Raw genomic sequence first — 25,626 nt, 5'->3', positions numbered from 1 at the left:
TACGTGTTACACATCAAAAAAGTGCTAAATTCTAGCGTTGTGTTGGCAACTAACGAGCAGCATCAAGAATTTATTTTACTTGGTAAAGGGATTGGTTATGGGCAAAAAAATGGTGCTATTATAACTGAAGGTGCTTTTAATCAAGTTTTTGTTCCAGCCCCAGATGCTAATGTGGAGCAGTTGCTGGCAACGATTGCCTCCTCTTCACCACAATTAATTGAAATTACGCAACAAATTGTTAAACATGCGAGCCAACGAATGACTACTAAACTTAGTGACACATTGTATATTTCGTTATTGGATCATTTAAAATTCGCATTAGAACGTGCTGAAAAAGGGATTGTGATTACGAATCGTGTTTATTGGGAAATTAAAACTTATTATCCGAATGAGTTCGAAATTGGCCAATTTGCCGTGACACTGGTGAATGAGACTAGTGGAACTGATTTTTCAGAACAAGAGGCGGCCAATATTGCAGCACATGTGATTAATGCTGAGAATGGCACGGATGAACGAAAAGATGCCCTAAAAGCTGGTCAGCTAATTGGTCGGATTATTAATATTATTAAATATCAAGCTGGCAGTGGCTTAGATGAGAGTAGTCCTAACTTTCAACGGTGTATTATTCATGTCAAGTTTCTTGTGGAACGGGCGATTGCCAAGCGTTTGTTGACGGATGCTGATCCAGCGATGGTAGCGTTAGTTCAAAGCCAAAATCCACGAGCTTTTCAAATTGCTAAGCAAGTTACTGTTTACTTAAATATGAAGTTTAAAACGCCGATACCAGCTGAAGAAACAATGCTGATGGCGTTACAGATTCAACGGATCTTGAAGTAATAAAAAGAGCGTGAGATAACATAAAATCGGCAGTCATTCTAGCTTTGAGAATGACTGCCGATTTTATGTTAATGTGCGCAAATAACCCGATTGTTGTCCCGCTTTTTGCAAGACGAATTACAATATCTGCACAAGAAAGTAGCCTTGAACTTTCTGCTAAAGGCATCCCAATTTGAGCAAGCGCGCTACAGCGTTTCATTTTACTCTAGTGGGTGTTTCCTTTTGATACCTTGAAAGCAACCACTTATCGTCACATTCAGACCACTTATCGCAAAGTTGGGGGCAGGCCAGCCACTACTCCTGTATATTTGGGGTATTGATAAGGAGCGTGTAGCGATGACATTACTGACAGCAATCGGTATTACCAAACAATTTGGCGCTAAATTTGCCGTTAAGCAGATTGATTTAACGGTCCAAGCCGGCCAGTTAGTGGCTTTCTTGGGGCCCAATGGCGCTGGTAAATCAACAACAATTAATTTATTAACTGGCACCATAGCACCCACTGCCGGGACCATTGAGATGGCCGGATTCAGTCCAGATAATCGCCACTATCAAAAGCAGATTGGCGTTGTTTTTCAAAAAAGTGTCTTGGATGATCAGTTGACGGTTTGGCAAAATCTTAAAAGTCGTGCGGATATGTACCAAGGGGTAACTTTAACGCCCACAAGTGAATTGATTACCGCCATTGGTTTGACGTCGATCCTTAATCAAACTTATGGAACGCTCTCAGGTGGTCAACGCCGGCGAGTTGATATTGCACGTGCCTTGATTCATCAGCCTAAATTACTCTTTTTAGATGAACCCTCGACTGGCTTGGATATTCAGACGAGAACAGTTATCTGGCGGACCTTAAACCGATTACGCCAGCAACAAGGCTTAACGATTATTCTGACCACGCATTATTTAGAAGAGGCAGCTGAAGCCGATTTTGTCTACGTGATCGATCAGGGCCAAATTATTGCGGCCGATACGGTTGCACAACTGCAAGCCACCTATGCACACAGTCAACTGATGATTGAGACGGACCAACCCGAAGTGGTATTGGCGCAATTAGCACCAGAATGGCATGTTCTACAAACGGGTAAACAATTGCAGATTGCATTGCCGGATGATCAACAGGCCATTAAGTTGTTAACCAAAATCCAGCCGGTCGTGACGCATTTTGAATTCCGCCACGGAAATATGGATGACATCTTCATGGCCCTCACCGGAAAGGAAATTCGCTCATGATGGCTTTAGTTAAACGGCACTTAACGCTTTATTTTGGCAATAAAAGTGGGGTCTTCTTTTCGTTACTAGGCGCGCTCATTGCCTTTATCCTGTATCTCGTCTTTTTGAAGCAGAACATGTTAACCAGCTGGTCACAATTAGCAGCCCCACAGAACCTATTAGATCCCTGGTTAATCGGTGGTACATTAGCGGTAACCGCCGTCACCACGACCGCAAATGGTTTGAATCAGATGATTGTCGATCGCGAATCGGGGACACTGGCTGATTTAGCATTGACCGATATGTCCTTCATTGGCATTCAGTGCAGTTACTTAGTGAGCGCTATTATTATTGGCACCTTAATGCAGTCGATGATGTTTGTCGCAATGGTTGGTTACTTTAGTCTCACGGATCAAGTCATGTTGTCATTAACGCTGATTTTACCCGTTTTAGGGATTATGTTATTGAGTAGTGTGGTCTGGACGACTTTTAATCTACTCCTCTTATCGTTCGTCACTAATCCGGATTCGCTCGGAAAAATTGGGGCCATTTTAGGGACATCTGCCGGCTTTTTCGCCGGGGTCTACATCCCAATTGGGGCAGTTCCGGTCGCCGCGCAAAACGTGATGAAGGTCACGCCATTTCCTTATAATGCGGCGATCTATCGCCAAGCCTTGATGGCTGATCAACTAAAGACGACTTTCAAACCGGCACCACAATTGCGTGATTATTTCGAACAGACATTAGGTATTGGGATTCAGTTACAACATTTAACCAGTTGGCAAGAAAATGGCCTAATCTTAGTCGGCTTTAGTGTCATCTTTGGTGCCCTCACCCTGGTATTTGCCAAGCGCAGTCGTCGCCAAGCCATCAATAAGGTATAATTGGCAGATAAAAAGGTGGTGGGTGACTTGCAGGTTAATTTTGAGCAAAACGACCAATTAGCAGATGATGATATTCGCGTGACGGTTCAAGCTGCCCATTTTTCGCCGACGGTCATCGCATTAATTCAGGCGCTGGAAGCTCACCAACAACCGGTGGACGTTTATCCGATTACAGTTGATGATCGTGTCGTCTTAGTGCCGATCGCCGATATTATCGCACTAGCGGTCTACGGTCATGAGGTGACGCTCTACACGATCGCCGCGACCTATCAAATTCGGGGGTCTTGAAGAAAATCCTGAGCAAATTAAACCAACCAGATTTCATTCAAATTGCCAAAGGCGCCGCCATTAACGTGAACCATCTCCAATCGTTAGAAGCCGCCTTTTCCGGCAGTATGACGGCCTTCTTAACGAATCAGTTGAAAATGCAGGTGAGTCGTAAATACTTACCACAGTTGCGACAACAATTAGGGATGTGAAAAAGATGCTGAAGGAAAGTTTAAAGAGCGCCGGGATTGGGATCTTGATTGGGTCGTTTACTTTTCTAGTCGTGATCATGAGCCTCAGTCCAACGATTAACATCACCCGTGCCAACATTCTAAGCAACTGGGTCATGAGCGCCTTAATTGGGCTGTTATCCATGATTTTTGACAGTGAGAAAATGCCATTTGCATTAGCGCTAGTTAGCCATTATGGTGGCGTTTTATTGCTTGTTGGCTTAACCGGCGTATATAATGGCTTGTGGCCTATCTTTATAGCCCACCCGGTGCGCTATTTATTAAGCGTGACGCTGATTTATGGTCTCGTTTGGCTGGGCTTACAAATTAGTAATCGGATTGATGTTCGCCGCATGAATGAGAGACTGGCTAAACGCCGACAAATGAAAAAATAAAAATAAATGCGACTAAAAATGACTCCTTCGAGTCATTTTCAGTCGCATTTTTAAATACTGTGAAATGAAAAAACTTCAATGAATTGCCGATCAGAAAAATCCAATTAGGCACACAATTCGTCGGCGTCTCAATGAGCTCGAAACGGATGACGCATACTTGGAATAAAAATCAAAACGACGATAAAATTAAGTAAGAGGGACAAACCGGTAAAAATAAAGACGCCATTGTAGTTGAACCAAGTCGATACTGCGCCACCAAGTAATGACCCCAACATACTACCCAGTGCTTGGAAAGATTGGTTCCAACTAAAAATGGTCCCGGTTAAGTTATGGGGGGTGTTTTTTGAGAGCAGGGTTTGAACGGTTGGAAAGAGTGCGCCATCTGAGACCCCAATCATAAAGCGTAATAACCCGAGCGTCCAAATACTTGATACGAAGCCTTGGGGAAAGTACATCAAAATTGCGAAAACAAAGCCGAAGACTAAGATTCGGTCAGTCCCCCGGGTATCGCCTAAGTGGCCTAACCGTGGCGCTGATAAGAGCGTTGAAATCCCAGGTAGGGCGGCGATAATTCCTGCAACGATGGTAATCGGGCCGACGTTGTGCATTAATTGTTGAACGTAAAGACTGATAATCGGGGTAATCGAATTATTGCCCATTTGAATAATCATTGTTGAGACGAGTAACGTGATGATTAGCGTTGGATTCTTAAATTGGCTCAATAGACTACCAGTTGGCTGAGCGGCGGCTTGGTCACTAGGCTGGAAGTTCTCATGTACCAAGGTGAGGCTCAACACAAAGACGATTAATAATAAAATCCCGGTGATAATAAATGTCAGGCGAATCGAGAAAATTTGTGCTAAAACACCGCCTAAAATTGGGCCAATTAGGTTACCGGAGACGTAACCAGTCGTTAAGATACCGATGGCGGTCCCACTACTTTCTTTAGGTGTTTCTGTCGCAATTAGGGCACTGGCGTTCGGAATATAGCCTGCACATAAGCCTTGCAAAAACCGTAAAAAAATGAGAATCCAGATATTATGCACAAATCCCATTAAACCAATTACGATAGCCATCCCAAGTGATGATCGCAGTAACATGAGTTTGCGGCCACGACGATCGGCGAGCTTGCCCCACAGTGGCGATACCACGGCAATAACTAAAAAGGTAATGGCATAAGTGACCCCACTGTACATCGTTAGTTGACCCCGAGTGAAATGGCCTAATTCGCTAACGTATAAAGATAAAAATGGCATAATTTCGGAGAATCCCATCCCCGCAATAAAAGTTCCTAACCATAAAACGGCTAGATTACGTCGCCAACCCACTAATGCGCCTTTCAAACGTGTCACTTCCCCAATTAATTTATTATTATTTTAATCTTACGGCTATTTAAAAGGCAGTGCAATGCACAAAGTTCGTCAAATTAACTTGACCATCACTAGCGGAAAAAACTACAATGGTTAACATTGTAGAAAGGGTGAACGTTGTGAAGCAAGAAACAAAATATCAGATAGAAGTGATTGCACCAAAACATCGCCATATGTCGAATTGGGACATGTTTGCGACTTGGATTGGGGCCAATGCGAACAACGGGACTTGGTACGTTGGTGGGGTTTTAGCCGCCTGTGGGTTACTCACTGCTTTAAAAGTCATTATTGCTTCGTCCACGCTTTCCTATTTATGCTTATCATTAGTTGGTTTTATGGGTTATAAGACCGGGGCAGCGACGATGAGCTTGATTCGAGGCTCATTCGGTGTGCGTGGGAGTTACGTGCCTTCATTTGTTAACCTAACGCAATATATTGGCTGGACTGCCGTTAATACGTTTATTGCGGCTACTTCAGTCAGCTATTTATTACATGACCTTGTCGGGTGGCCAATTTATGGGCAACCCGGTGGTGCTAAAGGCCTGATTTCGGGCATTATTGTCATGAGTATTTTGCATTTACTTAGTGTTTCCGTTGGTCAAAAATCCGTTCAGATGATTGAACGGGTTGGCATTGTGCTGGTCATCTTATTTGTGTTGTGGGAAACGGTCGTCGTTTTTAGAACGGTGAGTTTTTCACAATTATTAGCCTGGCAAGCACCAACGAAACTACATATGACTGCTGGTGCTGGGATGGATACGTTGGCAGCTTTTAACCTGTCATGGGTGACCGCTGGTGCCGACTTTACCCGCTTCACGCCTAAACGGTCCGGTGCGACCGGCATGCCCTTTCTAGGCGCATTCACGGGGCTATTCTGGTTTGCTTTTATTGGTTTAGCTGCAACGATGAGCATTGCAATTACTTCCGGTACTTATGATCCCAATAACTCAGATCCAAGTACAATTGCGAGTCGGCTGGGGCTAGGGGTATTAGCGTTATTAGTTATTGTGTTAACCAGTATGACCGCTAATGCGGTTAATTTGTTGGCGGCCGGGTCGGCGTTATCAAATATTTTTCCCAGGATTCGTTTGCGACCGGCATTATGGGCAGTCACTGTGATTGCAACGTTAGTGACGTTGATTCCTTTGATAATGGGTAGTTTTTTAGCAGCATTTACGGCTTTCTTAGATTATATTGGGATGGTCTTAGGGCCGATGATTAGTGTCTTGTTAGTGGATTATTATTGGCGTCATCATCAACATTATGATGTTAATGAATTGGCAAGTTCGCAAGGGCAATACTGGTATCATCATGGAGTTAATTGGATTGCGCTGGGATGCTGGGTGTTAGGTGTGGTCATTTTCTTGTTATTAAAACAAGTGACGTTAATTGCAACGGTCTTGGGGGCTACCTTTATTGATATGGTCCTCATTGCGTTAATTTATATGGGATTAATGCGAATTTTCTACCCCCTAAAAACCACGCCGGCTTAATTTGGATTACAATAGGACTAACGATGAAATTAAAAGGAGTGTAATACCATGTTTAAATTAGCAGCAATTGATAAAGTTTTAGCTGAATTGGGTGAACACGTTGATTTTGCCACCATTGGTCAAAAAGAAGCGGACTTAGGAGTCCAGCATTTTCAATACGATGTTGCCACGGGCGCCACGACTTATTTTGGTGAAGATGGCTATCTAGTTGAACGCCGGACTAACGGGCTGGCAACCCGAGTTGCGCGGGAAGAATCAGCTGCAACAGTCACCCAAGTTGGGACTGATTACGTAGCGGGAAAGCTTGATTTAGCCACAGCTGTTAAGCAATTGGCCGCAGCCGGTTGCCAAGCTTGGACGGCTAATTTGAAACGTAACGTCATCAATTTTAGTGGTGATGAAGGTAAGATTTTAGCAACCATTAAATTCTAACTGGTTCACAAAAAAGGTCACCCGATTGTCATGATAATCGGGTGACCTTTTTTGAAATCAGTAACCGGCTTCGCGATATTGCCGGCTGAGCTTGCGTTCAATGGCAAATAACGCCACAGGATTAAGTTGTCGCAGTTGGGCGGAATTATAACGCATGACGAGTTGTTCGGGACTATTGACTGTCACTTGTTGTACGCCAGTTAAATCTTGTAAATTTTCTAAAATAGCAGTTTGAAGTTCCGGATGCTTGAGCCAAACTTCAGAGGTTAGCATGATTAACCCGTGTTCCGGATGTTGCATCGTGATGTGGTACTTTGTGAGATATTTTTTAAAAAGTCCTGATGAATCCATAATTGCCCTCCTTAAATACTTGTCCAAAGCGGAATGGCGGCCCAGATGAAGAAGCCGGCTAGTCCCGCTGAAGCTAGACCAGCAATCAGCCAGATGAGGGGGATGAGCTTTTGAGTGGCCCGAAAATAATAAACGGCCAATCCCCAACAAAGTAAGGCTAAGATAACACTGGTCCCAATGATTAAATTAATTGTAATTGCCATTAAGATAAAACTCCTTATTACTCGATTCATAATCATTGTGCGGGAAATTAGTAGAAAGTGCAATCAAAAAAACGCTACCTTGGCATCAAAGTAGCGTTAATTATAGTTATTGTTTGGTCGGAGCAGCGAATTTGTCAGCCAACGGATCAATTGATTTTTCAGGCTGATTGCTGACCATTAGGGAGATGATAAAGCCTAATACTGACAACGCTAGTGTGAACCAAAATCCGTAGTGAACGCCATGGACAAAGGCAGTTGCACCAGTCGCATGACTCGCACTTTGGCCGATGCCCAATAGACTAGTGGCGATTGCGGTTGCTAGGGCGCCAAGGATTTGTTGCAAGGTGTTAAGAATTGTACTGCCATCAGCGGCAACGGGTCCTCGTAAAGCATTTAACCCATAGGTTTGGGCAGGGGACATAGCTAATGGGGCGCCAATCATGAGAATGACGTGGGCCAAAACAACGTACCAATAACTCGAGTGTGTCGTCGTGAAGATCAGCATTAAGGCGCCAATAAAGGTTAACGCAAAACCACCACGAGTTAAGTAACGAGCCCCATAACTGTCAAAGAGATGACCAGAAGTTGCCGAAATGACCGCATTGATAATCCCACCAGGTAACATCAAAATTCCTGTCATCGCAACAGGTGCGAGCAATCCCTTTTGCCAATACATGGGTAAGAGATACATAGATGACATGATGATGCCGAAGTCAATCATGACTAAGACGGTCCCGACGCTGAATTTTTTAAAGCTAAAAGCACGTAAGTTTAAAATTGGCGTTTCCAAGTGTAGTTGGCGGTGACAGTAGAAGTATAGTGCGACAACCCCGATAATTAGAGCGATGAGTACTAACGGATTGCCCCAACCACGATCACCGGCTAAGCTGGCACCAACGACTAACCCACCAAATCCAACCGATGATAAGACAATGGATAAGCCATCAATTTTTGGTTTGGTAACTTCGGAAACATTTTGCATAAAAATAATTGAAATAATGAGAGCAACTGCGAGTAAAGGCACGAATAACCAAAAAATCCAATGCCAAGAGAGACTTCCCAGAATAATCCCCGCAATAGTTGGTCCGAGGGCCGGTGCGAACATAATGACTAACCCGACTAGTCCCATGGCGGCACCACGTTTTTGTGGTGGATAAACCGCTAACAACACAATGAAAATCAAGGGTAAGATGAGTCCAGTGGCAATCCCCTGAATCATCCGGCCGATTAATAATAGGACGAAAGTTTGCGCTAACGCCGAAACAATTGCCCCAACCATGAAATCAACTAAGGCAAAGATGATTAGTTGGCGCGTGGTAAAGTGTTTCGTTAACATGCTTGATAACGGTAAGACGATGCCGACCATTAGTAAGTAGCCCGTCACGAGCCATTGAATGGTCCCGGTATTAACATGTAATTGTTGTTCTAATTGGGGGAGGGCAATGTTCAAAGCCGTTTCACTGAACATTCCCACAAAGCCCCCGAGTAATAATCCAATCATAATTAAGGTTGGATTACTGTGTGACTTAGTTTGCATAAAACGAGATCTCCTTTTTTGAAACAGTAACCACAATAGGTCACTGTAACAGAAAAGCGTTGTTTTCGTAAGCGATTTCTGAAATTTTTTTTAGCTTTTCAGAAATTAAGTTCGAGCCTTGAATTGATGCCCACATTTTGGACAAGTGACCCGAACATGGCCGTGATGACGTGGGACCCGAATCCGTTGCTGACATTGCGCACAATGAAAGAAACGGTAATGCCACCGCTGTTTAATGCGGTAACCCATGCGAGTGAACGGCCGCACCAAGGGTCGCCAGAAACGCTGAAAAGTGCGGTTAATGGCAACTTGCCGATAGATTTTTTTAGAAAAAAGGCGCCAATAGCTAACGACTAATAGGATTAGGGCAATTAGCGTTAGCCAAGTTAGACGGGTGAAGATACCCACTAAGATAAGTAATAACGCAGTGTTATTTAAAACGCGATTAAGCGTGTCATTTTGACCATAGCGGCCACGCATAAAGGTTTGTAGCCGCATAAAAAGTTTTGAGTTTGGTTTCAATCGAAAAACCTCCATAGTTACGTGATGGAATATCCTAACATATTTCAATCACCCCGGCAATTTCCGGACTTAGTGCTAACCTTTTTCAGCGGGCGGTGTATACTGGAGGTTATTCTAAAAAGGGCGGGGGCCAATTAAAAATGACAACTAGTGCAACAATTACACCCGTGATGGTCGTGGACGCCATTAGTCGGGCGGCATTAACCTTAGATCGGTCGGATTCAGTTCAAGCCGAGTTACAACAATTATTGAATGAGTTTCGACGGACGTTATTACAAACCAATGGTCAAATAACAACTATAACGTTGTATCAAAGTAAAATAGAAAGTTATTTATTAGCCCATGTGACTGATTATCCAACGACGGTGCCAACATTAATGATTCTATTGACCCGTTTTAGTCAGCAAGTGAACTAAATCATGATTTAAGCCCAAAACCGGTGGCCCAGAGACGTTATCTCTGGACCACCGGTTTTTAGTTGAAACCAGATTCATTTGGCAGTAACTTGGTCACGGCCATGATTCTTAGACTGATAAAGGTAGTTGTCAGCCCGCTTGTATAAGGCGGTACTATCATCGTCCGTCACCCGTTGTTGTGTTAATCCCACGGAAATACTAACGTGAATCGGTTGATGGTCATAATTAAAGTCTGCGGTACGAATCAGTTCAGCAATGGCTTGCGCCTGCGGGAGTGTTGTAGCTAGTGAATAGTTATTGAACAGAATCGTGAACTCCTCACCGCCCGTTCGGTAGAGGACTAAGTCTGAATCGAGTTCATGTAAGTAAGCTTCAATCAAGCCCGCTAATCGGGTTAGCACATAATCACCAGCCAAATGGCCGTAAGTATCGTTGATGGTTTTGAAGTGATCAATATCAAATAGCATAATAGTAAATGGTCGCTGTTGCGTACGGTCATCTTCAAAGTCATGCCCAAAGTTAGTTCGAAAAGCAAAATAATTTTTGGCATGAGTTAATTCATCAAAATTAGTACTGTAAGTGAGTTGTGCCAACGTGGCGGCATCGCGATAAAGTAAGTTGATATAAAAGTAGACGATAGTTAACATAATTAACATATAACCTAATTCAGCGCCAACTAGCTTAGGCGATAGTTGTAACCGCCAAGCGACAATCCCCCAGAGAATTGCAGAAAATCCCATTGTGATGACTAAGTAGTTGATAAAATCCCAATGATTGTACTGTTTATGTCGTTTTAAAAGTTTCATGATGAAGAAGAAAACAATCAAAATTAATGTATATAGCCAGGATAAAGATTCAAAAAACGTGCCATTAATAATCATGAACAAAACGGCCGTTAGTCCCCATTGCCATAGCTTGATATTTAATAATAAGAAGTAACTGACAAAGACGACCGCAAATAATTGGAAATTCATGAAAACCCAGCTATTTTGCTGGTGACCAACGAGTAGTTGTAAGCAAAGAATGAAAATCGCCATATATAATAAGCCAACGATGGTTCGAACGTGTTCCTGATTCACGGTATGCCGGCGCTGCTCGACGTAGTGAATCGCACGATCAGCGAGTAGCCAATATAAGGTAATCATCCCGAGTAAGAAAAAAATACTGGTTATTAGTGATGGCACGTACCAATGCGCAAGTGTCATATTAATCAGACCCCCAAATAAAGTTAAGCTGGCAATGTGGGCTTACCATATAAGTACCCTTGATGAATCGTAATGCCAAATTTAGCAGCTAAGGCTTGGTCATGTTGATCCTCGACGCCTTCAAGAATCATGGTTAACCGGTAGTCACGAGCAATTTTACTCCAAAAAGCGAGTAGTTCTGGTATTTTATTGGCTTCACCACTCATACGCAAGTTTTGCATCGCGAACTTAATCTGATCAACATAAGGTAACATGTCTTTGATATTCTCATAGGTGTTAGTACCAGTACCGACATCGTCTAGGACTAATTGCATGCCGTTTTGATGGAGAAGAATGCTGTATTGTTGGACCTCTTCCAGGGTCGGCGCATCGGTAAATTCGATGGTTAAGGCTGAAGGATTAATCTGTTTTTTCAATGCAACAATTGTGCCTAGGGTTAGTGGGTTAATCACTTGTTCGTGGTCAAGGTTAAACGCTATGACTTTATTAGTGAGTGAAGTTTTAAGTGCGGTTGCAGTTTGCTTTAACAGCTTGGCTTGTTCTTTTAAGGGAATTTCAGAAAAATTGGTGGGTAAAGTCCAAGTATCATTTTGCTGTTCTCGCAATAGAACTTCGTAACCATAGATTGAATGATCAGTCTCATTAACTTGTGGTTGAACAAAGAATTTATAGATAATAATCTCCTCCTAAATAAATCTATTTATCAATATTGTAGTATAGATTTATAATCGGTTCAATAAGCCGAACCGGATTACAGGCGCTGACATTAAGATATTTATATCTAGTGGTGGTTGCGCTATCATTAGAGAGAAGAAAGTTGCTTTTTATCGTTTACGATTGTAAACTATAAAAAGTAGACAATACGGAAGGGTGGTTTCTAAAAATGGAAGCACAAACTAAAATTGAAATTAGTGACGCTGAATGGGAAGTAATGCGGGTAGCTTGGACGTTGGGTCATGTGACCAGTAGTCAAATGGCCGAAATCATGGCTGAAAAGATGGGCTGGAAGCCAGCTACAGTTAAGACCTTGCTAGGGCGGTTGATTAAAAAGGGTGCCTTACGGGCCGAAAAGAATGGCCGGGCATTTACGTATTATCCAACGGTTGCGGAACAACCGTCGATGGATGAAGCCGTTGAGACGTTGTTTGGTCACCTTTGTCAGATGCGCGTCGGTCAAACGTTAACTGATCTAGTCGGTAAGTTAACGCTTAGTCAAGCTGATATTACGAAGTTACAAGCGGAATTAGCGCGCAAGGCGGCCACCGCACCGGTCACCGTGGACTGTGATTGTTTGCCTGGTGATGAGGCGACTTGTTAAGCAAAGTAATTTGAAAGTTAAGCGAGTGAAGTAGTGCGTCATGATTGCCCGACGGACTACTTTTTTTGTATGCTGTAATTACCGACCAGTATTTAAAGTAATTATTTAAATAATGAGGCTGTTACTTGACAATTATCGTTTACGATTGTAAACTTGGTTATGAATTACAGATGTAAACGACAAGCAAGCATTTGGGAGGTAATTGGAATGAAAAAAGCAGATATGGGGAATATGACCGATATGAATGCTGATTCAAAGCAGAATATGCAAGATATGGATATGAGTAAAATGGATATGCATGATATGGACATGGATATGGGCGGTGGCCAGATGATGCACATGGGGAACTTAAAGCGGAAGTTCTGGGTCTCATTAATTTTAACGATTCCGCTCATTATTATGAGTCCTATGATGGGTGTTAGCTTACCGTTTCAAGTTGTTTTCCGGCCATGGTCGGATTATCTGGTCGCCATTTTAGGGACGATCATCTTCATCTATGGTGGTCAGCCATTCTTTAGTGGGGCCAAAGCCGAATGGGCCAACCATAAACCAGCGATGATGATGTTGATTGCGATGGGGATTGGCGTGGCATACGTTTATAGTATTTATGCAGTCGTTGCCAACAACTTATTACAAGTCACGCCCATGGTCACCGACTTCTTCTGGGAGTTAGCTACATTGATCGATATCATGTTACTTGGTCACTGGATTGAAATGAATACGGTGATGAACGCCGGTTCTGCGGTGGATAACTTGGCTAAGCTGTTACCAAGTACAGCGCACAAAGTGGTTGCCGGTGAAACTAAAGACGTTAAGATTTCAGAATTAGTTGCTGATGATCACGTTCAAGTTCGTGCTGGTGAAAAGATTCCAGCTGACGGGGTGATTACTAGCGGTGCCAGCAGTGTTAATGAAGCGATGGTTACTGGTGAAGCGCGCTTAGTTGAAAAGCAAACTGATGCCAAAGTCGTCGGCGGTTCAGTCAACGGTGAAGGTACTTTTGAAATGCGGGTTACTGGGACTGGCGAAACGGGTTACTTGGCGCAAGTCATGAAATTGGTCACCGATGCGCAAGCAGCTAAGTCGTCGCAAGAAAATATGGCCGATCGGGTGGCTGGATTATTATTCTACGCGGCGTTAACCGTGGCGATTGTCGCTTTTATCGTTTGGATGATTTTTGGTAACCTTGCGTTAGCGTTATCCATTGCGGTGACTGTCTTAGTCATTGCCTGCCCGCATGCATTGGGCTTAGCGGTACCATTAGTGGTTGCTCGGAGTACAGCGATTGCGGCCAGTCATGGTTTGTTGATGCGTAACCGGGATGCCATGGAACAAGTGAAAAAATTAAATTATGCGTTAATGGATAAAACTGGGACGTTAACTGCTGGGAACTTCAAGGTTGCTGACTATCAGAGCACGACTAAGTCACTTAAAGCAGATGATGTTTTAGCGATTATGGCCGGACTGGAAAATGGGTCAAGTCATCCGTTAGCAGTCGGGATTTTGAAAGCAGCTAAAGCGCAGCAATTAACGCCAGCCACAGCGAGTGATGTGCATCAAATTACCGGGGTTGGTCTTAGTGGGACCGTGGCTGAAAAAACGGTTCAAATCGTTTCAGCGGCTTACTTGGATCGCCAAAAATTGGCTTATGATCAAGCGACGTTCAATCGGTTAGCTTCGGCCGGCAACTCAGTTAGCTTCTTAATTCAAGCTGACCAAGTCTTAGGTTATGTGGCACAAGGGGATCAGATTAAGCCGGAAGCCAAAAACTTGATTGATAGCTTAATCGCACAACACATCACACCGGTTATGTTGACTGGGGATAATGAACAAAGTGCTCAAGTGGTCGCTAAACAACTTGGCATTAAGACCGTCCACGCAAGTCTATTACCAGAAGACAAAGCGAAATTAGTTAAAAAATATCAGGCTGACGGTAGTCATGTCATGATGATTGGTGATGGGGTCAACGATGCACCTAGCTTAGCCAGTGCGGATATTGGCGTTGCAATTGGTTCCGGGACGGATGTAGCGATTGATTCGGCGGACATCGTCCTAGTTAAAAGTAATCCTAACGATGTGGTTGAATTCCTCGAACTTGCACGACAAACAACACGTAAGATGACGCAGAACCTCTGGTGGGGGCTGGTTATAACGTGATTACGATTCCGTTGGCAGCCGGGGTGTTAGCGCCACTTGGTTTCATCTTAAATCCAATGGTTGGAGCGGTTGTCATGTCACTTAGTACTGTAATCGTGGCGATTAATGCGATGACTTTGCGGATTAAAGACTAAACTGACTAGGGTAAATTAATTGTGTAAATACGTGTATCGAATTGATTTAGGTGCTAAGATGGGAGTACTTAAATCAAGGAAGTGAAGTCCCATGTGTACAAGTTTAACGTATCAAACCACGGGTGGTGATCAATTTTTAGCCCGGACAATGGATTTTGGATTTGAACTCGGTGGTCGGCCAGTAGTTATTCCACGGCACCATCATTTTACCAGCGTGACCAATGCGACTGGTTTTGATGCTCCGTATAGTTTTGTAGGTACTGGCCGTGATTTGAACGGTTACGTGCTCGTTGATGGTGTCAATGAATTTGGGGTTAGTGCTGCAGCATTATATTTTTCCGGTCAAGCGCACTATGCCGCAGAACCGGTTGACGCTAAGACTAATTTGGCCCCACATGAACTTGTCATGTGGCTCTTAGGCAACTTGAAGCGTGCCGCTGAATTAGGTGACCGCTTAGATGAGTTGAACATTACAGAAGCTGCAGCGCCCTTATTGAACATTGTGGTACCATTGCACTGGATTATCAGTGATCGTAGTGGTGCAACCTATGTTTTGGAACAAGAAGCTGATGGCATCCATTTCATGAAGAATCCAGTGGGTGTTATGACGAACTCACCAGATTTTGATTGGCACTTGAAGAACCTCAGTAACTACGTTGAATTGCAACCAGAATCACATGTTAATCGGCAATACGGTGATTTAGAAGTCAAAGCTTTCGGTCCTGGGACTGGGGCTTTGGGGATGCCTGGCGATTATACGTCACCATCACGCTTTATCCGGACGGTCTTTATGCGGACGCATACGGAGGCCGTTACTACGGATGCTGCGGCCGTAAACGCTTTGTCACACATGTTAAATTCTGTTGAAATTCCCAAGGGTGTTAAGATTAAAGATGATGGCTCCGCTGATTATACGCAATATCGTGCTTATATGAGTATGCACGAACCAGCTTTTTATATGCAACCATATAATGATCAAACTATCACGCGGGTTGCTTTAACGGCCGACTTAATGAATGCCGCTGAACCAGCTGAATTTCCATTAGCAACAAGTCAACAATTTAAAGCAGTTAATTAAAAATTATAGATGAAAAACGGCGCTGAGGCTAAGTCCTTTGCGCCGTTTTAGTCGTTGATTCGATTAACAGAAAATTCGATTTGATGGTACACTATAATTATATTTAGGTAAGCATAACTTAAAATATTTAGCAGAGCTTGCATTTTAAACGATAAAAGAATAACATCTATTAAGTAATAGTGATTATAAAGTAGCAACGGGGGCTAGGAATAATGAAACAAAAAATGACCTTAGCACAACGGGTTAATATTTTGCGCGCTAGTGTCATGGGCGCAAATGACGGGATTTTATCAGTTGCGGGGATTGTTGTCGGGGTTGCTGGTGCCACAACGAATAGTTTTTCAATCTTGATTTCTGGATTAGCTGGTATGTTGGCTGGAACAATTTCAATGGCGATGGGAGAATACGTTTCAGTTAATACCCAAAAAGATGCGCAAAAAATGGCGATTCAACGGCAAAAAAAAGCGTTATCGCAGCATTACGACGATGAAGTCGCAATGGTCACTAAAAAATATGTTGATCAAGGGATTAGTGCGCCGTTAGCGGCCCAGGCGACTAAAGAAATGATGCAAGAAGATGCCTTAATCACGACAGTACGGGAACGTTATGGATTCAATCCGAGTGAATTTATCAGTCCTTATGCGGCTGGAATTGCATCCATGATTTCATTTCCAACGGGATCAATCTTACCGTTAGTCTCCATTACCTTTTTTCCAGCACGGATTAAGATTTTAGCGACGGTGGTCGCGGTCGCAGTGGCATTAGCCATTACCGGCTATATTGCTGCGGTCTTGGGTAATTCTGATCGTAAGCATGGGGTTTTACGGAATGTCGTCTCAGGCTTATTAACGATGATTGTAACGTATTTTATTGGTCATTTATTTGCGTAGTTTTAGTTGAGGGGGAAACAGCAAGATGTTGAGAACAAAGACAAAATCAAAAAAAACGCAACAGACCATGGACGAAAAGTTGAATACGTTGCGAGCCGGTGTATTAGGGTCAAATGATGGGATTTTAACCGTTGTTGGGGTGCTTTTTAGTGTTGCCGCAGCGACTAGTAATCAGTTTACAATTTTTATTGCCGGGTTATCAGATCTCCTGGCCTGTGCTTTTTCGATGGCTTCTGGTGAGTACGCGTCAGTCAGTACCCAAAAGGACACGGAAAAGGCAGTCGTTGAACGGGAACGGCAATTGTTAGCGACTAACTTTGATGATGAATTAGCCGCAGTTAAGCGTCACTACCGGGCTTTAGGGGTGACGGAACAGACTTCACAGGCGATTGCGGAAGATTTGTTAGCAAAGCAACCGTTGAAGACCATGGCAAGTATCAAGTATGACATTCAATTAGGTCATTATATGAACCCTTGGGATGCGGCCTTTTCTTCCTTATTTTCAGCCTCAGCGGGTGGCGTGTTCCCATTAGTGGCAATGACTTTTTTACCAACCGCTTTAAAATGGCCGGGAACAATTTTAGCCGTATCTTTATCAGTGGCGCTAACCGGTTATTTATCAGCGGTACTTGGTAAAGGGAATGTTAAAACGGCTGTTACGCGGAATGTGATTGTGGGTATTATTACGATGTTTATTCATTATTATATTGGGACGTTATTTTAAGCGTGGGTGTCGTAAAAAAGATTGAAATCTGTTATTTTTTTATTGGAAATATGCGGTCAATTTTCAGTGAGTTTTAATCATCCCCCGGTATAATATTGCCATTAATCTAAAAACTGGGGTAATTAAAAATTGAAAACAACCACAACTAACCGTTATATGAAAGGTATTATGTGGGCCATGTTGGCCTCAACCCTTTGGGGGATTTCTGGCACGGTCATGCAGTTCATTTCGCAAAACCAAGCGATACCAGCGGATTGGTTCTTATCGGTACGGACACTATCCGCCGGGATCATTCTATTGGCAATCGGTTTTATGCAGCGTGGCATGGGTATTTTTAAGATTTTTAAGAGTTGGCGTTCAACTGGGCAACTGTTGGCCTATGCTACGGTCGGGCTAATGGCGAATATGTATACTTTTTATATTAGTATCGAAGCAGGCAGTGCAGCGGCAGCGACAATTCTACAATATCTAAGTCCGCTATTTATTGTACTGGGAACGTTAGTGTTCAAGCGTGAGTGGCCTTTGCGTACCGATATGATTGCTTTTGGTGTTTCGCTGTTAGGGGTCTTTTTGGCGATTACGCGGGGAAATATTCATGAATTAGCGATTCCGATGAATGCGCTCATTTGGGGGATTTTGTCTGGGGTTACAGCGGCCTTATACGTGGTCTTGCCCCGACGAATTGTTGCTGAAAATTCCCCAATCATCGTTTTAGGTTGGGGGACTTTAATTGCCGGGATTCTATTCAATCTCTATCATCCACTTTGGCGTGGTGCCCCAACTATTACGCCAAGATTAGTGATTTCGATTGGCGCCGTCGTCTTAATTGGGACGATCTTTGCGTTTTCAGCATTATTGCATAGTTTACAATATGCGCCTTCTGCAGTTGTTAGTATTGTTGATGCGGTGCAACCGGTGGTGACATTTGTTTTGAGTATTATTTTCTTGAATTTAAAAGTTAGCATCATTGAAATTATTGGCTCAATCTTAGTCGTTTTTGCGATTTATATTTTGCAGCATTATCGCAGTAAGTCAACGTTAGAATAACGTTATCGCAGTAACCCAAAAAGAGGTCGCAATTTTAAAATTGTGATCTCTTTTTGGGGTTCTAAAATATCTGTTGTTGGTAATTAAGTGAAAACTTGATTACTGGCAGCAGATATTTTTGTATGTATTTTATTTGTAGTATATTAAAAAAGTGCAAAAAAAAAGAGATATAGTCGGCAGACTTATATATCTATCCACTACCACATTTCAAGAGAAAGAAGCGACTATACCCCTATGAGTAAGGATACTAAATTTTTATTGGGAATTAAAGACCCAAACATCAAAAAAGTGAATATTATCAATAACATTCAAGAAAAAGGACCAATCGAAGCTCAAGCAATTTTGGACTATCGTCCAAAAGCGTGTCCAAGGTGCGGCGTACTCAACAGAAAAAGTATCATTCACTATGGTTGGCGACAAGTAAAAGTTAAGCTACTTAGGAGCAGTGAGCGAGACGTTTTACTGCATCTAAAGAAACGGAACTTTAAGTGTAAAGTGTGCAACAGCTATTTTTTAGCAGCAACTACGCTAACGCAACGGAATCATACAATCTCTAATAATGTTCGCATCGCTTGCTTAGAGAAGCTAAGTGAACCGGTGACCATGACACACATTGCTCACGAATTGAATATTTCAAGTAGTACAGTTGTCTCAATGTTAAAGACCTACGAACGTGATTTATTGACCCATTATGATTGGTTGCCAAGTGTCATTTGCATGGATGAAATCAAGTCAACCAAAGATGCCAATGGTTCGATTAGTTTCGTCTTTATGGATGGAGAAACTCATCAATTTATAGATATCTTAGAATCGAGAACACTTGTTAGTCTTGAAAAATACTTTAAACGTTATACGAAAACAGCCAGAATGAGTGTCAAAGTTATTGTAACGGATATGAATTATACGTACCCTGAGCTAGTGTCAGTATTTCCAGAGGCCATAATCGTTACTGACCGATTTCACGTCGTGAAATCGGCGGTGGTAGGCTTTAATCAAACTCGTATTCGCGTCATGAAACAATTTGCTAAATCAAACATTAAATATAAAGCACTAAAAAGATATTGGAAACTACTCTTAAAACCTAACGAGAAACTGGATATCAAAAATTATAGGCACTATTCCTTTATTGCCGGACGCCATACCCAAAATCAAATTGTTGAAGAGATGCTGGAATTTGATCCAGAGTTAAAACGAGCCTATGACGCCTTGCATACACTCAGAAGCGCCGTCAAATATCGAGATTTACCCCGGTTAAGGCAGGTTCTGGATGCTAGTAATCAATTTCCAGAGGAGATTGAGAAACATTTTTCAAAACTACGAGATAGCCAAGATTAAATTGAGAACGCACTCAGATATCAATATTCAAACGGTCCTTTGGAAGGGACGAATAATAAAATTAAAGTTTTAAAACATACCGCCTATGGTTTTGGAAATTTCAATAATTTCAGATTGCGTATACATTTAATGTTCGCATTAAAAAAAGGTGCTTAGCCGTTGCGCGGCTAAGCACCAATAAAAAGATTACCAACAACAGTTGACAGAGAACCCTTTTTGGGCTTGAGCTAAATTAAGCTTCAGGTTGATAGTCTTCGTCAATAATTAGGACGGGTTTGATGGTTTTACCACTCACGGAGTCCGCATTGGCTTGATTAATATCTGCAAACTTGTAGAATTTTTCGGTCTTTTCAAATGGGAACATGCCATGTTGATAGAAGTCAATGAGGCGTGGCACATCGACTTGAGGAATGGCGTCCCCCATGTTAACCCCAATAACCTTTTTATCATCAACACATAGGTCATTCCATGAACTGATGGTAATATTCTTAGCGGTAACGGCAATTAAAGCGGCAGTCCCACCTTGAGCCAAAGCATGAATGGCAGCGACCATTACGGGTTCTACACCAGTCGTATCCACAGTGAAATCAACGCCGTAGCCATTGGTTAACTTTTTGATGGCTGCTACTGGATCTTCCGTTTTACTGTTAACGGTGTGAGTTGCACCTAGTTCTTTCGCTAAGGCTAAGCGAGAATCTACGATGTCGACCGCAATAACTTCGGTACAACCAGAAATTTTACCGGCCATCATTGCAGCTAACCCAACCGCACCGGTCCCAAAGACGGCAATCGTCTGGCCGGGACGTGGTTGTAGACTATTCAAAACAGTGCCACTCCCAGTGACATAGCCACAACCTAAAGGTCCTAAGCGCCGTAAGTCTAAGGCCTTGTCCACCTTAACGGCATTGCGCTGATCGATGACCGTATGGGTCGTGAATGAGGATTGGTCAAACATATCACTGACATGAGCGCCGTTTTCTTGGAAATGATCAGACCCATCTGGTCGTGTGCCGCTTAAATTATAATCGGCATAGTGGCGGCATTTAGTTGGCATCCCTTTTAAGCAGTTATCGCAAGTGCCATCGGCGTAAAAAGACATGACAATATGATCACCCACGCTAAAATCTTTTACTTGGGGGCCGACTTTTTCAATAATTCCCGAACCTTCATGACCGAGAATAACTGGATAACCCAGGGAAGCATCCCCTTTACGAATCGCTTCGTCCGAGTGACAAATCCCACTTGCAACTAATTTAACTTGTAAATCAGTTGGGCCCATTTCAGCCAATTCAATATCGTCTTTAATGACGAATGGATCATTAACTTGATTAACAACTGCTGCTTTAATTTTCATAATAATTAGTGCCTCACTTTGTTAGTTAATTGATATGTAAAACGCTTACAATTGCTATTGTTACACAACTCACAAATTCAATCAAGCCGATTTAATGAATTGAATACCAGGTATAAACGCTGATTAATCAGGCTTTAATACCTTAAATGTATAAATATGATACCAAAGTTCTGTAGATGTAATGGTCTTATTTTGAAGTTGAACTTTAAGTTTGAGAAAGTTCACGCGATCGTCTGATACAGCGTAAAAAAATAGCCACCATTGGCCATCACTGTCAGCCAGTCGGACGTTAATGGTGGGCTATGGTAATCGTCAAGCCAGTACCAAAGCTTGAACAGGTGCTTGCATTTTGATCACTTCGGCGCCTAAATCGATAAAGGGGTCTCCTTGGGTCGTTAGGCCGAATTTTTCGTAAAATTTCTGGACTTGGGTTTGAGCGTCAATTTCAATCTGGGCATCGGCATAATGGACTTTTAAAATCGCCATGACATGGTTCATAAGTTGTTTACCGAGACCAGTGCCGCGATACGTACTATCAGTTGTGATACGGCCAAAAGTCACGACCCCAGCACGGTCATAAATCCGTGCATAGGCGACTAGGTGACCATTATCGTAAGCAAAGATATGACGAGCGTCAAAATCAGTATCATCTGGGTCTTGATAACTTCGGGCTTGTTCTTGGACAAAGCTTTTTGCGCGGAGCTGATAAATATCGTGTAATTGGATTGTTGTTAGACCGGAAAATTGTTTAACATACCATTTTAAATTCAACGTGAAGCCTCCTTGAAAACTAGGTCAGAAAACCTGGTTATTTTCAAATTAAGTTTACAATCTAACACCACATTTAAGTGGCGTCAAATTGGAAGGTCCGTGAATTATGAAGTTTGATTTAAGCGGGTTTAAAATGAAAAAATCATTAAAAAAAACGTGGGTCAAATGACTGAAACTATGTTGTCATTTGACTCACATGGCTATTAATACCAAGCTGGTTTATCGCCATCGGTATTGGGTTTATTAACCCCTAAAGATGTTCGTAATTGTGTGGTTGGATTTTGAACCAATTGGACGACTAACGCGGCAATACTTTGACGTGAAACTTCAGTGCCTTTAAAAGTATCATGGCGTTGGGTTAGTTCATAATCAGTTTCGGCTTTATTTGTTAACCAAGCTGGCCGAATAATAGTGTAATCCAAGTCAGATTGTTCTAGAACTTGGGCGGCATCAAAGTAACGGGTGAGGTAGCTACCTAAAGTAGCGTTATTCCATTCGCCAAATTTACCAGGGACTTCATCATAAATACCTAATGTTGAAATCCAAATGAGGCGTTTGAGTCCGGTGGTATGCATCGCCGTCACAACGGTCTCAGCTTGCGCCTTGATATTTTGGCCGGCTAAGTTAGCATAGACCACATCTTGACCTTGCATCGCTTGGGTCAACTTGGTTACGTCAGTTGTATCGCCGTCAATGATGGTGACCCGCGCTGATTTTAAGTCGTTAACTCGTTGTGCATTTCGTAAGTAAAGTGTGAGTTCTACTTGCGTGTCGTTTAAAAATTGTTGTTCAGCTAACCGGGCGATTTGACCGGCAGCCCCTAAGATAAGTACTTTTGTCATGGTATCCCCTCCTGAATAATTTAACTGTAAATCTTATTATTACAGAATGCAAGCGAGCGGTTTTGAAAATTTTTGATCTAAAAGTGCGCTATTCGGACAAAATAGCACTATAATGAATAAGTAACGAGGCGAGGCTTCGTTTACCAATATAAAAGAGGCGATTATCATGGCACAAAAGCTTAGCAAGGAACAGAAAAAAGCTATGATTCAAAAGGCTGAAGAAGAACGTGCAAAGCATCCAAAGAAGAAGAGCGGCGTTTCCGGTTTTGAAACGATCGACGAAGATGCAAAAAAATTATCTAATAACTAATATTTTGACAGTTAAAGGGTTATGGCTACGGTCATAACTCTTTTTTTGATGCCGTTGGTAAGCGGTTGCAGTATAATTTAACCTAACTAGAGGGGGTGACATCAATGGATGAATTTACAACTTTTATTACGGCACTGGACCAAACCCTGGCACAGGCATCACCGCAATCGACTGAGATAGTTGAGATTCCAGTCACATTTATTTTTCGGGAGCATCATTTGCAAGTCGAAATGACGACCTTACAAACATCGTTTAATCAGGGCGATAACGCATTTGCAGTGCCAGATATTTTGGATCGGATTCGGATGTTGGTGGGCTTGGAATTGGCGGACCGACCTAAGACAGAGTGGCCGCAATCAGCGACCACCAAGAACTTAACCATTTCTCCCCATAAAGTGGTACGGCTGATTCCAGTTGATATGCAGGCCTATCGCGTGGATTAATATTTTAGCACTCACTTGCTTAGAGTGCTAAATTCTTGCAATTAAGCCGCAAACGATTAGGATTAAAGATGTAAACAAGTTGAAAGGGTGATTGCATATGGCTAATGATATGACAAATTGGCACAATGATTTATTTGATCGGTTCAATGATTTAACGAAGGTCGATGACTTGGTGAATGGATTAGGTCGTTCTTTCTTGAATGGCACAACCAGCAATGCAATTTTGAAGACCGATATTAAAGAAACCGATGACCAATATGAGATGCAAGTTGATGTTCCAGGGATTGAGAAAAAAGATTTGGCGCTAAAATATCGTGATGGTAAGTTGTCCATTACAGCTAAACGTGAAAGTATTAGTGACGAAAGCGATAAAGATGGTAATGTCATTACTAGTGAACGGCAAACTGGACACTTTGGTCGTGAATATACGTTGCCTGATGTGGATGCGACGAAGATTGAAGCCCATTATGAGAATGGGGTCTTGAAGTTAACGTTGCCTAAGAAAGCCGCAGCGGATACGCAACACATTGAGATTCAATAATTAGCTAACGCCTTAACGGTGGTCCGAGTTGTTAGACTTGGACTACCGTTTTTTTGAATCCTAGAGTGTCCTATAGTGTTAAATCGCAGGTTCAGCTACTGGAGTTAAAGATTTTCAATAATTTGATAGTTGATTGTCACTTGTTGGCCTATTTTCTGTTACAATTTATCAGTATCAGTAGTTTGTTTATGTTACCAAATGTGGTTACGCCGGGCCAATATAGCACCAGCGGGAATCGCTTTTACGTTTGGCAACACAATTATGACTGACGAGCAAGTAAAATGTTGTAACCACCGCACAAGGCGCCAACATCGATTATTGGCAATTAGCTATTTTCGCTGGGGTGGCGCTAAAAGTATTTGGAACAGTCGTAGGATTAGTAGAAAGTAGGAATGCGTGATGACGGAAGGTTTTAGACCGAGTCACCCTAAAATATCGATTGATGATGACCCTGGAATACGGTCCCAAATCGAAGGATTAACCGGTGAACTCTCACAACAGCAACTCGCCAAATGGGCGTTAGTAATTGCCAAAAAGGCGATGCAATATGTCGATGATAATCAGAAGCATGATCGCCAGTTACGACTGGCTATTGATGCGAATGAATTATGGCAAGTTAATTTGGCAAGTGTTTATCAAGTGCGGCAAGCCAGTGCCAAGGTTGAGGCGATGATCGCCAACAGTACCAGTTCAATTGGCGCGGCGGCTTTGGAATGTATCAGTTGGGCAATTGCCTCGGCGTATGTCGATGAAAATGCCTTACGGGCTGCAGATCAAGGGATTAAGTTAGTTAATTTAACGGCACCTAATGATCAAGCGGCAGTAACCGCTGAACGTCACTGGCAATATCAGCAATTAGCTGAATTAGTTGAAAACATTAATTTAGGATTGCGCCATATGCTATAATTCTCACAGGAGTAAGTTAGGTGGGGATGAAATGGCGACGGAAGTGCATGCACAAGCTAAACAAGAGTTGTTGCGTCAATATCAGGAAATTGTTTCTAAGTATTTAACGAATATTCATGAAACGGTGGATGCTGATGCGCATTTTAAACTAAAAAATCAATTAGGCTTTAACTATTTTGTTGATTATTTGTTTCTAGCTAATGTTTGTTATCAGGCTAGTCTCGATATCTTGAACAATGAGGATCATAAATATCCAGAAATGAATACGCGTTTGGCGGCAGTTATTAGTAAGTATCCAGAATATCTAACTTTAGCTGTCTTTAACGCTGATTTTCAAGACTCAAGTGTTACGGATCATTATGAAAAAACATTAGTTGATTTGGCTGGAACTTTAGATTAAATAAGAAATGGACGCCACGGACCCC

29 protein-coding genes and 2 pseudogenes are annotated in these 25,626 nt (G+C 42.5%); 21 read left to right on the top strand and 10 right to left on the bottom strand.

Annotation, left to right across the window (positions count from 1 at the left end; translation table 11 throughout):
- Window positions 1-3: 3 nt before the first annotated feature.
- From C5Z26_RS07445 to C5Z26_RS07420, 6 genes are all read left to right on the top strand, one after another.
- Window positions 4-837 carry a PRD domain-containing protein gene (locus tag C5Z26_RS07445; protein ID WP_105449340.1) on the top strand — a complete coding sequence of 278 codons (834 nt, stop codon included), beginning with the start codon at window positions 4-6 and terminating at the stop codon, window positions 835-837.
- A 336-nt stretch (window positions 838-1,173) separates the two neighbouring features.
- Window positions 1,174-2,067: an ABC transporter ATP-binding protein gene (locus C5Z26_RS07440; protein WP_105449339.1), complete on the top strand. Its 894-nt coding sequence runs from the start codon at window positions 1,174-1,176 to the stop codon at window positions 2,065-2,067.
- Window positions 2,064-2,930 (top strand): ABC transporter permease, encoded by an 867-nt coding sequence (locus C5Z26_RS07435; protein ID WP_105449338.1) that lies wholly within the window; start codon window positions 2,064-2,066, stop codon window positions 2,928-2,930. The genes C5Z26_RS07440 and C5Z26_RS07435 overlap by 4 nt, the downstream gene beginning before the upstream one ends.
- Window positions 2,931-3,218, top strand: a complete 288-nt coding sequence (locus C5Z26_RS07430) for a LytTR family DNA-binding domain-containing protein (RefSeq protein WP_105449337.1) — start codon at window positions 2,931-2,933, stop codon at window positions 3,216-3,218.
- Complete coding sequence (locus C5Z26_RS07425; protein WP_105449336.1) at window positions 3,215-3,409, top strand: LytTR family DNA-binding domain-containing protein; 195 nt, start codon at window positions 3,215-3,217, stop codon at window positions 3,407-3,409. The genes C5Z26_RS07430 and C5Z26_RS07425 overlap by 4 nt, the downstream gene beginning before the upstream one ends.
- A gap of 5 nt (window positions 3,410-3,414) precedes the next feature.
- Window positions 3,415-3,822 (top strand): DUF3021 domain-containing protein, encoded by a 408-nt coding sequence (locus C5Z26_RS07420; protein ID WP_105449335.1) that lies wholly within the window; start codon window positions 3,415-3,417, stop codon window positions 3,820-3,822.
- A 128-nt stretch (window positions 3,823-3,950) separates the two neighbouring features.
- On the opposite strand, the gene C5Z26_RS07415 is transcribed toward C5Z26_RS07420, so the two are convergent.
- Entirely contained in the window at window positions 3,951-5,165 is a 1,215-nt protein-coding gene (locus C5Z26_RS07415; protein ID WP_105449334.1) for an MFS transporter, read from the bottom strand.
- Between the two features lie 146 nt (window positions 5,166-5,311).
- Between C5Z26_RS07415 and C5Z26_RS07410 the strand changes: the two genes are divergently transcribed.
- Both C5Z26_RS07410 and C5Z26_RS07405 read left to right on the top strand, forming a co-directional pair.
- On the top strand, window positions 5,312-6,685 hold the full coding sequence (locus C5Z26_RS07410) for a cytosine permease (RefSeq protein ID WP_105449333.1): 1,374 nt from the start codon (window positions 5,312-5,314) through the stop codon (window positions 6,683-6,685).
- 48 nt (window positions 6,686-6,733) lie between these two features.
- On the top strand, window positions 6,734-7,117 hold the full coding sequence (locus C5Z26_RS07405; RefSeq protein WP_105449332.1) for a DUF1398 family protein: 384 nt from the start codon (window positions 6,734-6,736) through the stop codon (window positions 7,115-7,117).
- Between the two features lie 57 nt (window positions 7,118-7,174).
- On the opposite strand, the gene C5Z26_RS07400 is transcribed toward C5Z26_RS07405, so the two are convergent.
- From C5Z26_RS07400 to C5Z26_RS07385, 4 genes are all read right to left on the bottom strand, one after another.
- Window positions 7,175-7,468, bottom strand: a complete 294-nt coding sequence (locus C5Z26_RS07400; RefSeq protein WP_105449331.1) for a hypothetical protein — start codon at window positions 7,466-7,468, stop codon at window positions 7,175-7,177.
- A gap of 11 nt (window positions 7,469-7,479) precedes the next feature.
- A complete protein-coding gene (locus C5Z26_RS07395) occupies window positions 7,480-7,671 on the bottom strand; it encodes a hypothetical protein (protein WP_105449330.1) in 192 nt (63 codons plus the stop codon).
- A 106-nt stretch (window positions 7,672-7,777) separates the two neighbouring features.
- Window positions 7,778-9,208 (bottom strand): DHA2 family efflux MFS transporter permease subunit, encoded by a 1,431-nt coding sequence (locus C5Z26_RS07390; protein WP_105449329.1) that lies wholly within the window; start codon window positions 9,206-9,208, stop codon window positions 7,778-7,780.
- 105 nt (window positions 9,209-9,313) lie between these two features.
- Complete coding sequence (locus tag C5Z26_RS07385; RefSeq protein WP_105449328.1) at window positions 9,314-9,730, bottom strand: Zn-Finger Containing protein; 417 nt, start codon at window positions 9,728-9,730, stop codon at window positions 9,314-9,316.
- Window positions 9,731-9,870: 140 nt separating this feature from the next.
- On the opposite strand from C5Z26_RS07385, the gene C5Z26_RS07380 reads away from it, so the two are divergent.
- Window positions 9,871-10,146, top strand: a complete 276-nt coding sequence (locus C5Z26_RS07380) for a hypothetical protein (RefSeq protein ID WP_105449327.1) — start codon at window positions 9,871-9,873, stop codon at window positions 10,144-10,146.
- A gap of 74 nt (window positions 10,147-10,220) precedes the next feature.
- Here the strand turns inward: C5Z26_RS07380 and C5Z26_RS07375 are convergent, their stop codons facing one another.
- Window positions 10,221-11,351, bottom strand: coding sequence for a GGDEF domain-containing protein (locus C5Z26_RS07375; protein WP_105449326.1), 1,131 nt, complete (start codon window positions 11,349-11,351; stop codon window positions 10,221-10,223).
- Window positions 11,352-11,374: 23 nt separating this feature from the next.
- Window positions 11,375-12,025 (bottom strand): EAL domain-containing protein, encoded by a 651-nt coding sequence (locus C5Z26_RS07370; RefSeq protein WP_105449325.1) that lies wholly within the window; start codon window positions 12,023-12,025, stop codon window positions 11,375-11,377.
- A 209-nt stretch (window positions 12,026-12,234) separates the two neighbouring features.
- Between C5Z26_RS07370 and C5Z26_RS07365 the strand changes: the two genes are divergently transcribed.
- From C5Z26_RS07365 to C5Z26_RS07335, 7 genes and pseudogenes are all read left to right on the top strand, one after another.
- Complete coding sequence (locus tag C5Z26_RS07365) at window positions 12,235-12,669, top strand: CopY/TcrY family copper transport repressor (protein ID WP_105449324.1); 435 nt, start codon at window positions 12,235-12,237, stop codon at window positions 12,667-12,669.
- A gap of 264 nt (window positions 12,670-12,933) precedes the next feature.
- Window positions 12,934-14,960 (top strand): annotated as a pseudogene (locus C5Z26_RS07360) (heavy metal translocating P-type ATPase).
- A 91-nt stretch (window positions 14,961-15,051) separates the two neighbouring features.
- Complete coding sequence (locus tag C5Z26_RS07355) at window positions 15,052-16,038, top strand: choloylglycine hydrolase family protein (protein WP_105449323.1); 987 nt, start codon at window positions 15,052-15,054, stop codon at window positions 16,036-16,038.
- Between the two features lie 212 nt (window positions 16,039-16,250).
- The gene (locus C5Z26_RS07350; protein WP_105449322.1) at window positions 16,251-16,928 is read left to right on the top strand and encodes a VIT1/CCC1 transporter family protein; all 678 of its coding nucleotides are present in this window, start codon (window positions 16,251-16,253) and stop codon (window positions 16,926-16,928) included.
- A gap of 25 nt (window positions 16,929-16,953) precedes the next feature.
- A complete protein-coding gene (locus tag C5Z26_RS07345) occupies window positions 16,954-17,652 on the top strand; it encodes a VIT1/CCC1 transporter family protein (protein ID WP_105449321.1) in 699 nt (232 codons plus the stop codon).
- A 156-nt stretch (window positions 17,653-17,808) separates the two neighbouring features.
- On the top strand, window positions 17,809-18,699 hold the full coding sequence (locus C5Z26_RS07340; protein WP_105450155.1) for a DMT family transporter: 891 nt from the start codon (window positions 17,809-17,811) through the stop codon (window positions 18,697-18,699).
- Window positions 18,700-18,933: 234 nt separating this feature from the next.
- Window positions 18,934-20,190 (top strand): annotated as a pseudogene (locus C5Z26_RS07335) (ISL3 family transposase).
- Window positions 20,191-20,266: 76 nt separating this feature from the next.
- On the opposite strand, the gene C5Z26_RS07325 reads toward C5Z26_RS07335, so the two are convergent.
- From C5Z26_RS07325 to C5Z26_RS07315, 3 genes are all read right to left on the bottom strand, one after another.
- Window positions 20,267-21,388 carry an NAD(P)-dependent alcohol dehydrogenase gene (locus tag C5Z26_RS07325; protein WP_105449318.1) on the bottom strand — a complete coding sequence of 374 codons (1,122 nt, stop codon included), beginning with the start codon at window positions 21,386-21,388 and terminating at the stop codon, window positions 20,267-20,269.
- Between the two features lie 312 nt (window positions 21,389-21,700).
- Complete coding sequence (locus C5Z26_RS07320; RefSeq protein WP_105449317.1) at window positions 21,701-22,159, bottom strand: GNAT family N-acetyltransferase; 459 nt, start codon at window positions 22,157-22,159, stop codon at window positions 21,701-21,703.
- Window positions 22,160-22,362: 203 nt separating this feature from the next.
- Window positions 22,363-23,001, bottom strand: a complete 639-nt coding sequence (locus C5Z26_RS07315; RefSeq protein WP_105449316.1) for an SDR family oxidoreductase — start codon at window positions 22,999-23,001, stop codon at window positions 22,363-22,365.
- A gap of 166 nt (window positions 23,002-23,167) precedes the next feature.
- Here C5Z26_RS07315 and C5Z26_RS12545 point away from each other — a divergent pair, with 166 nt between their 5' ends.
- From C5Z26_RS12545 to C5Z26_RS07295, 5 genes are all read left to right on the top strand, one after another.
- Window positions 23,168-23,311, top strand: coding sequence for a hypothetical protein (locus C5Z26_RS12545; RefSeq protein WP_003642964.1), 144 nt, complete (start codon window positions 23,168-23,170; stop codon window positions 23,309-23,311).
- A 104-nt stretch (window positions 23,312-23,415) separates the two neighbouring features.
- Window positions 23,416-23,754: a hypothetical protein gene (locus C5Z26_RS07310; RefSeq protein ID WP_105449315.1), complete on the top strand. Its 339-nt coding sequence runs from the start codon at window positions 23,416-23,418 to the stop codon at window positions 23,752-23,754.
- Window positions 23,755-23,851: 97 nt separating this feature from the next.
- Window positions 23,852-24,295, top strand: coding sequence for an Hsp20/alpha crystallin family protein (locus tag C5Z26_RS07305; RefSeq protein WP_105449314.1), 444 nt, complete (start codon window positions 23,852-23,854; stop codon window positions 24,293-24,295).
- 399 nt (window positions 24,296-24,694) lie between these two features.
- The gene (locus C5Z26_RS07300) at window positions 24,695-25,201 is read left to right on the top strand and encodes a putative immunity protein (protein ID WP_105449313.1); all 507 of its coding nucleotides are present in this window, start codon (window positions 24,695-24,697) and stop codon (window positions 25,199-25,201) included.
- A 31-nt stretch (window positions 25,202-25,232) separates the two neighbouring features.
- Window positions 25,233-25,601, top strand: a complete 369-nt coding sequence (locus C5Z26_RS07295) for a hypothetical protein (protein WP_105449312.1) — start codon at window positions 25,233-25,235, stop codon at window positions 25,599-25,601.
- Window positions 25,602-25,626 lie beyond the last annotated feature (25 nt).

It is taken from the genome of Lactobacillus sp. CBA3606, assembly GCF_002970935.1.
GTDB lineage: Bacteria > Bacillota > Bacilli > Lactobacillales > Lactobacillaceae > Lactiplantibacillus.
This window is presented reverse-complemented; position numbering and strand designations above follow the sequence as displayed.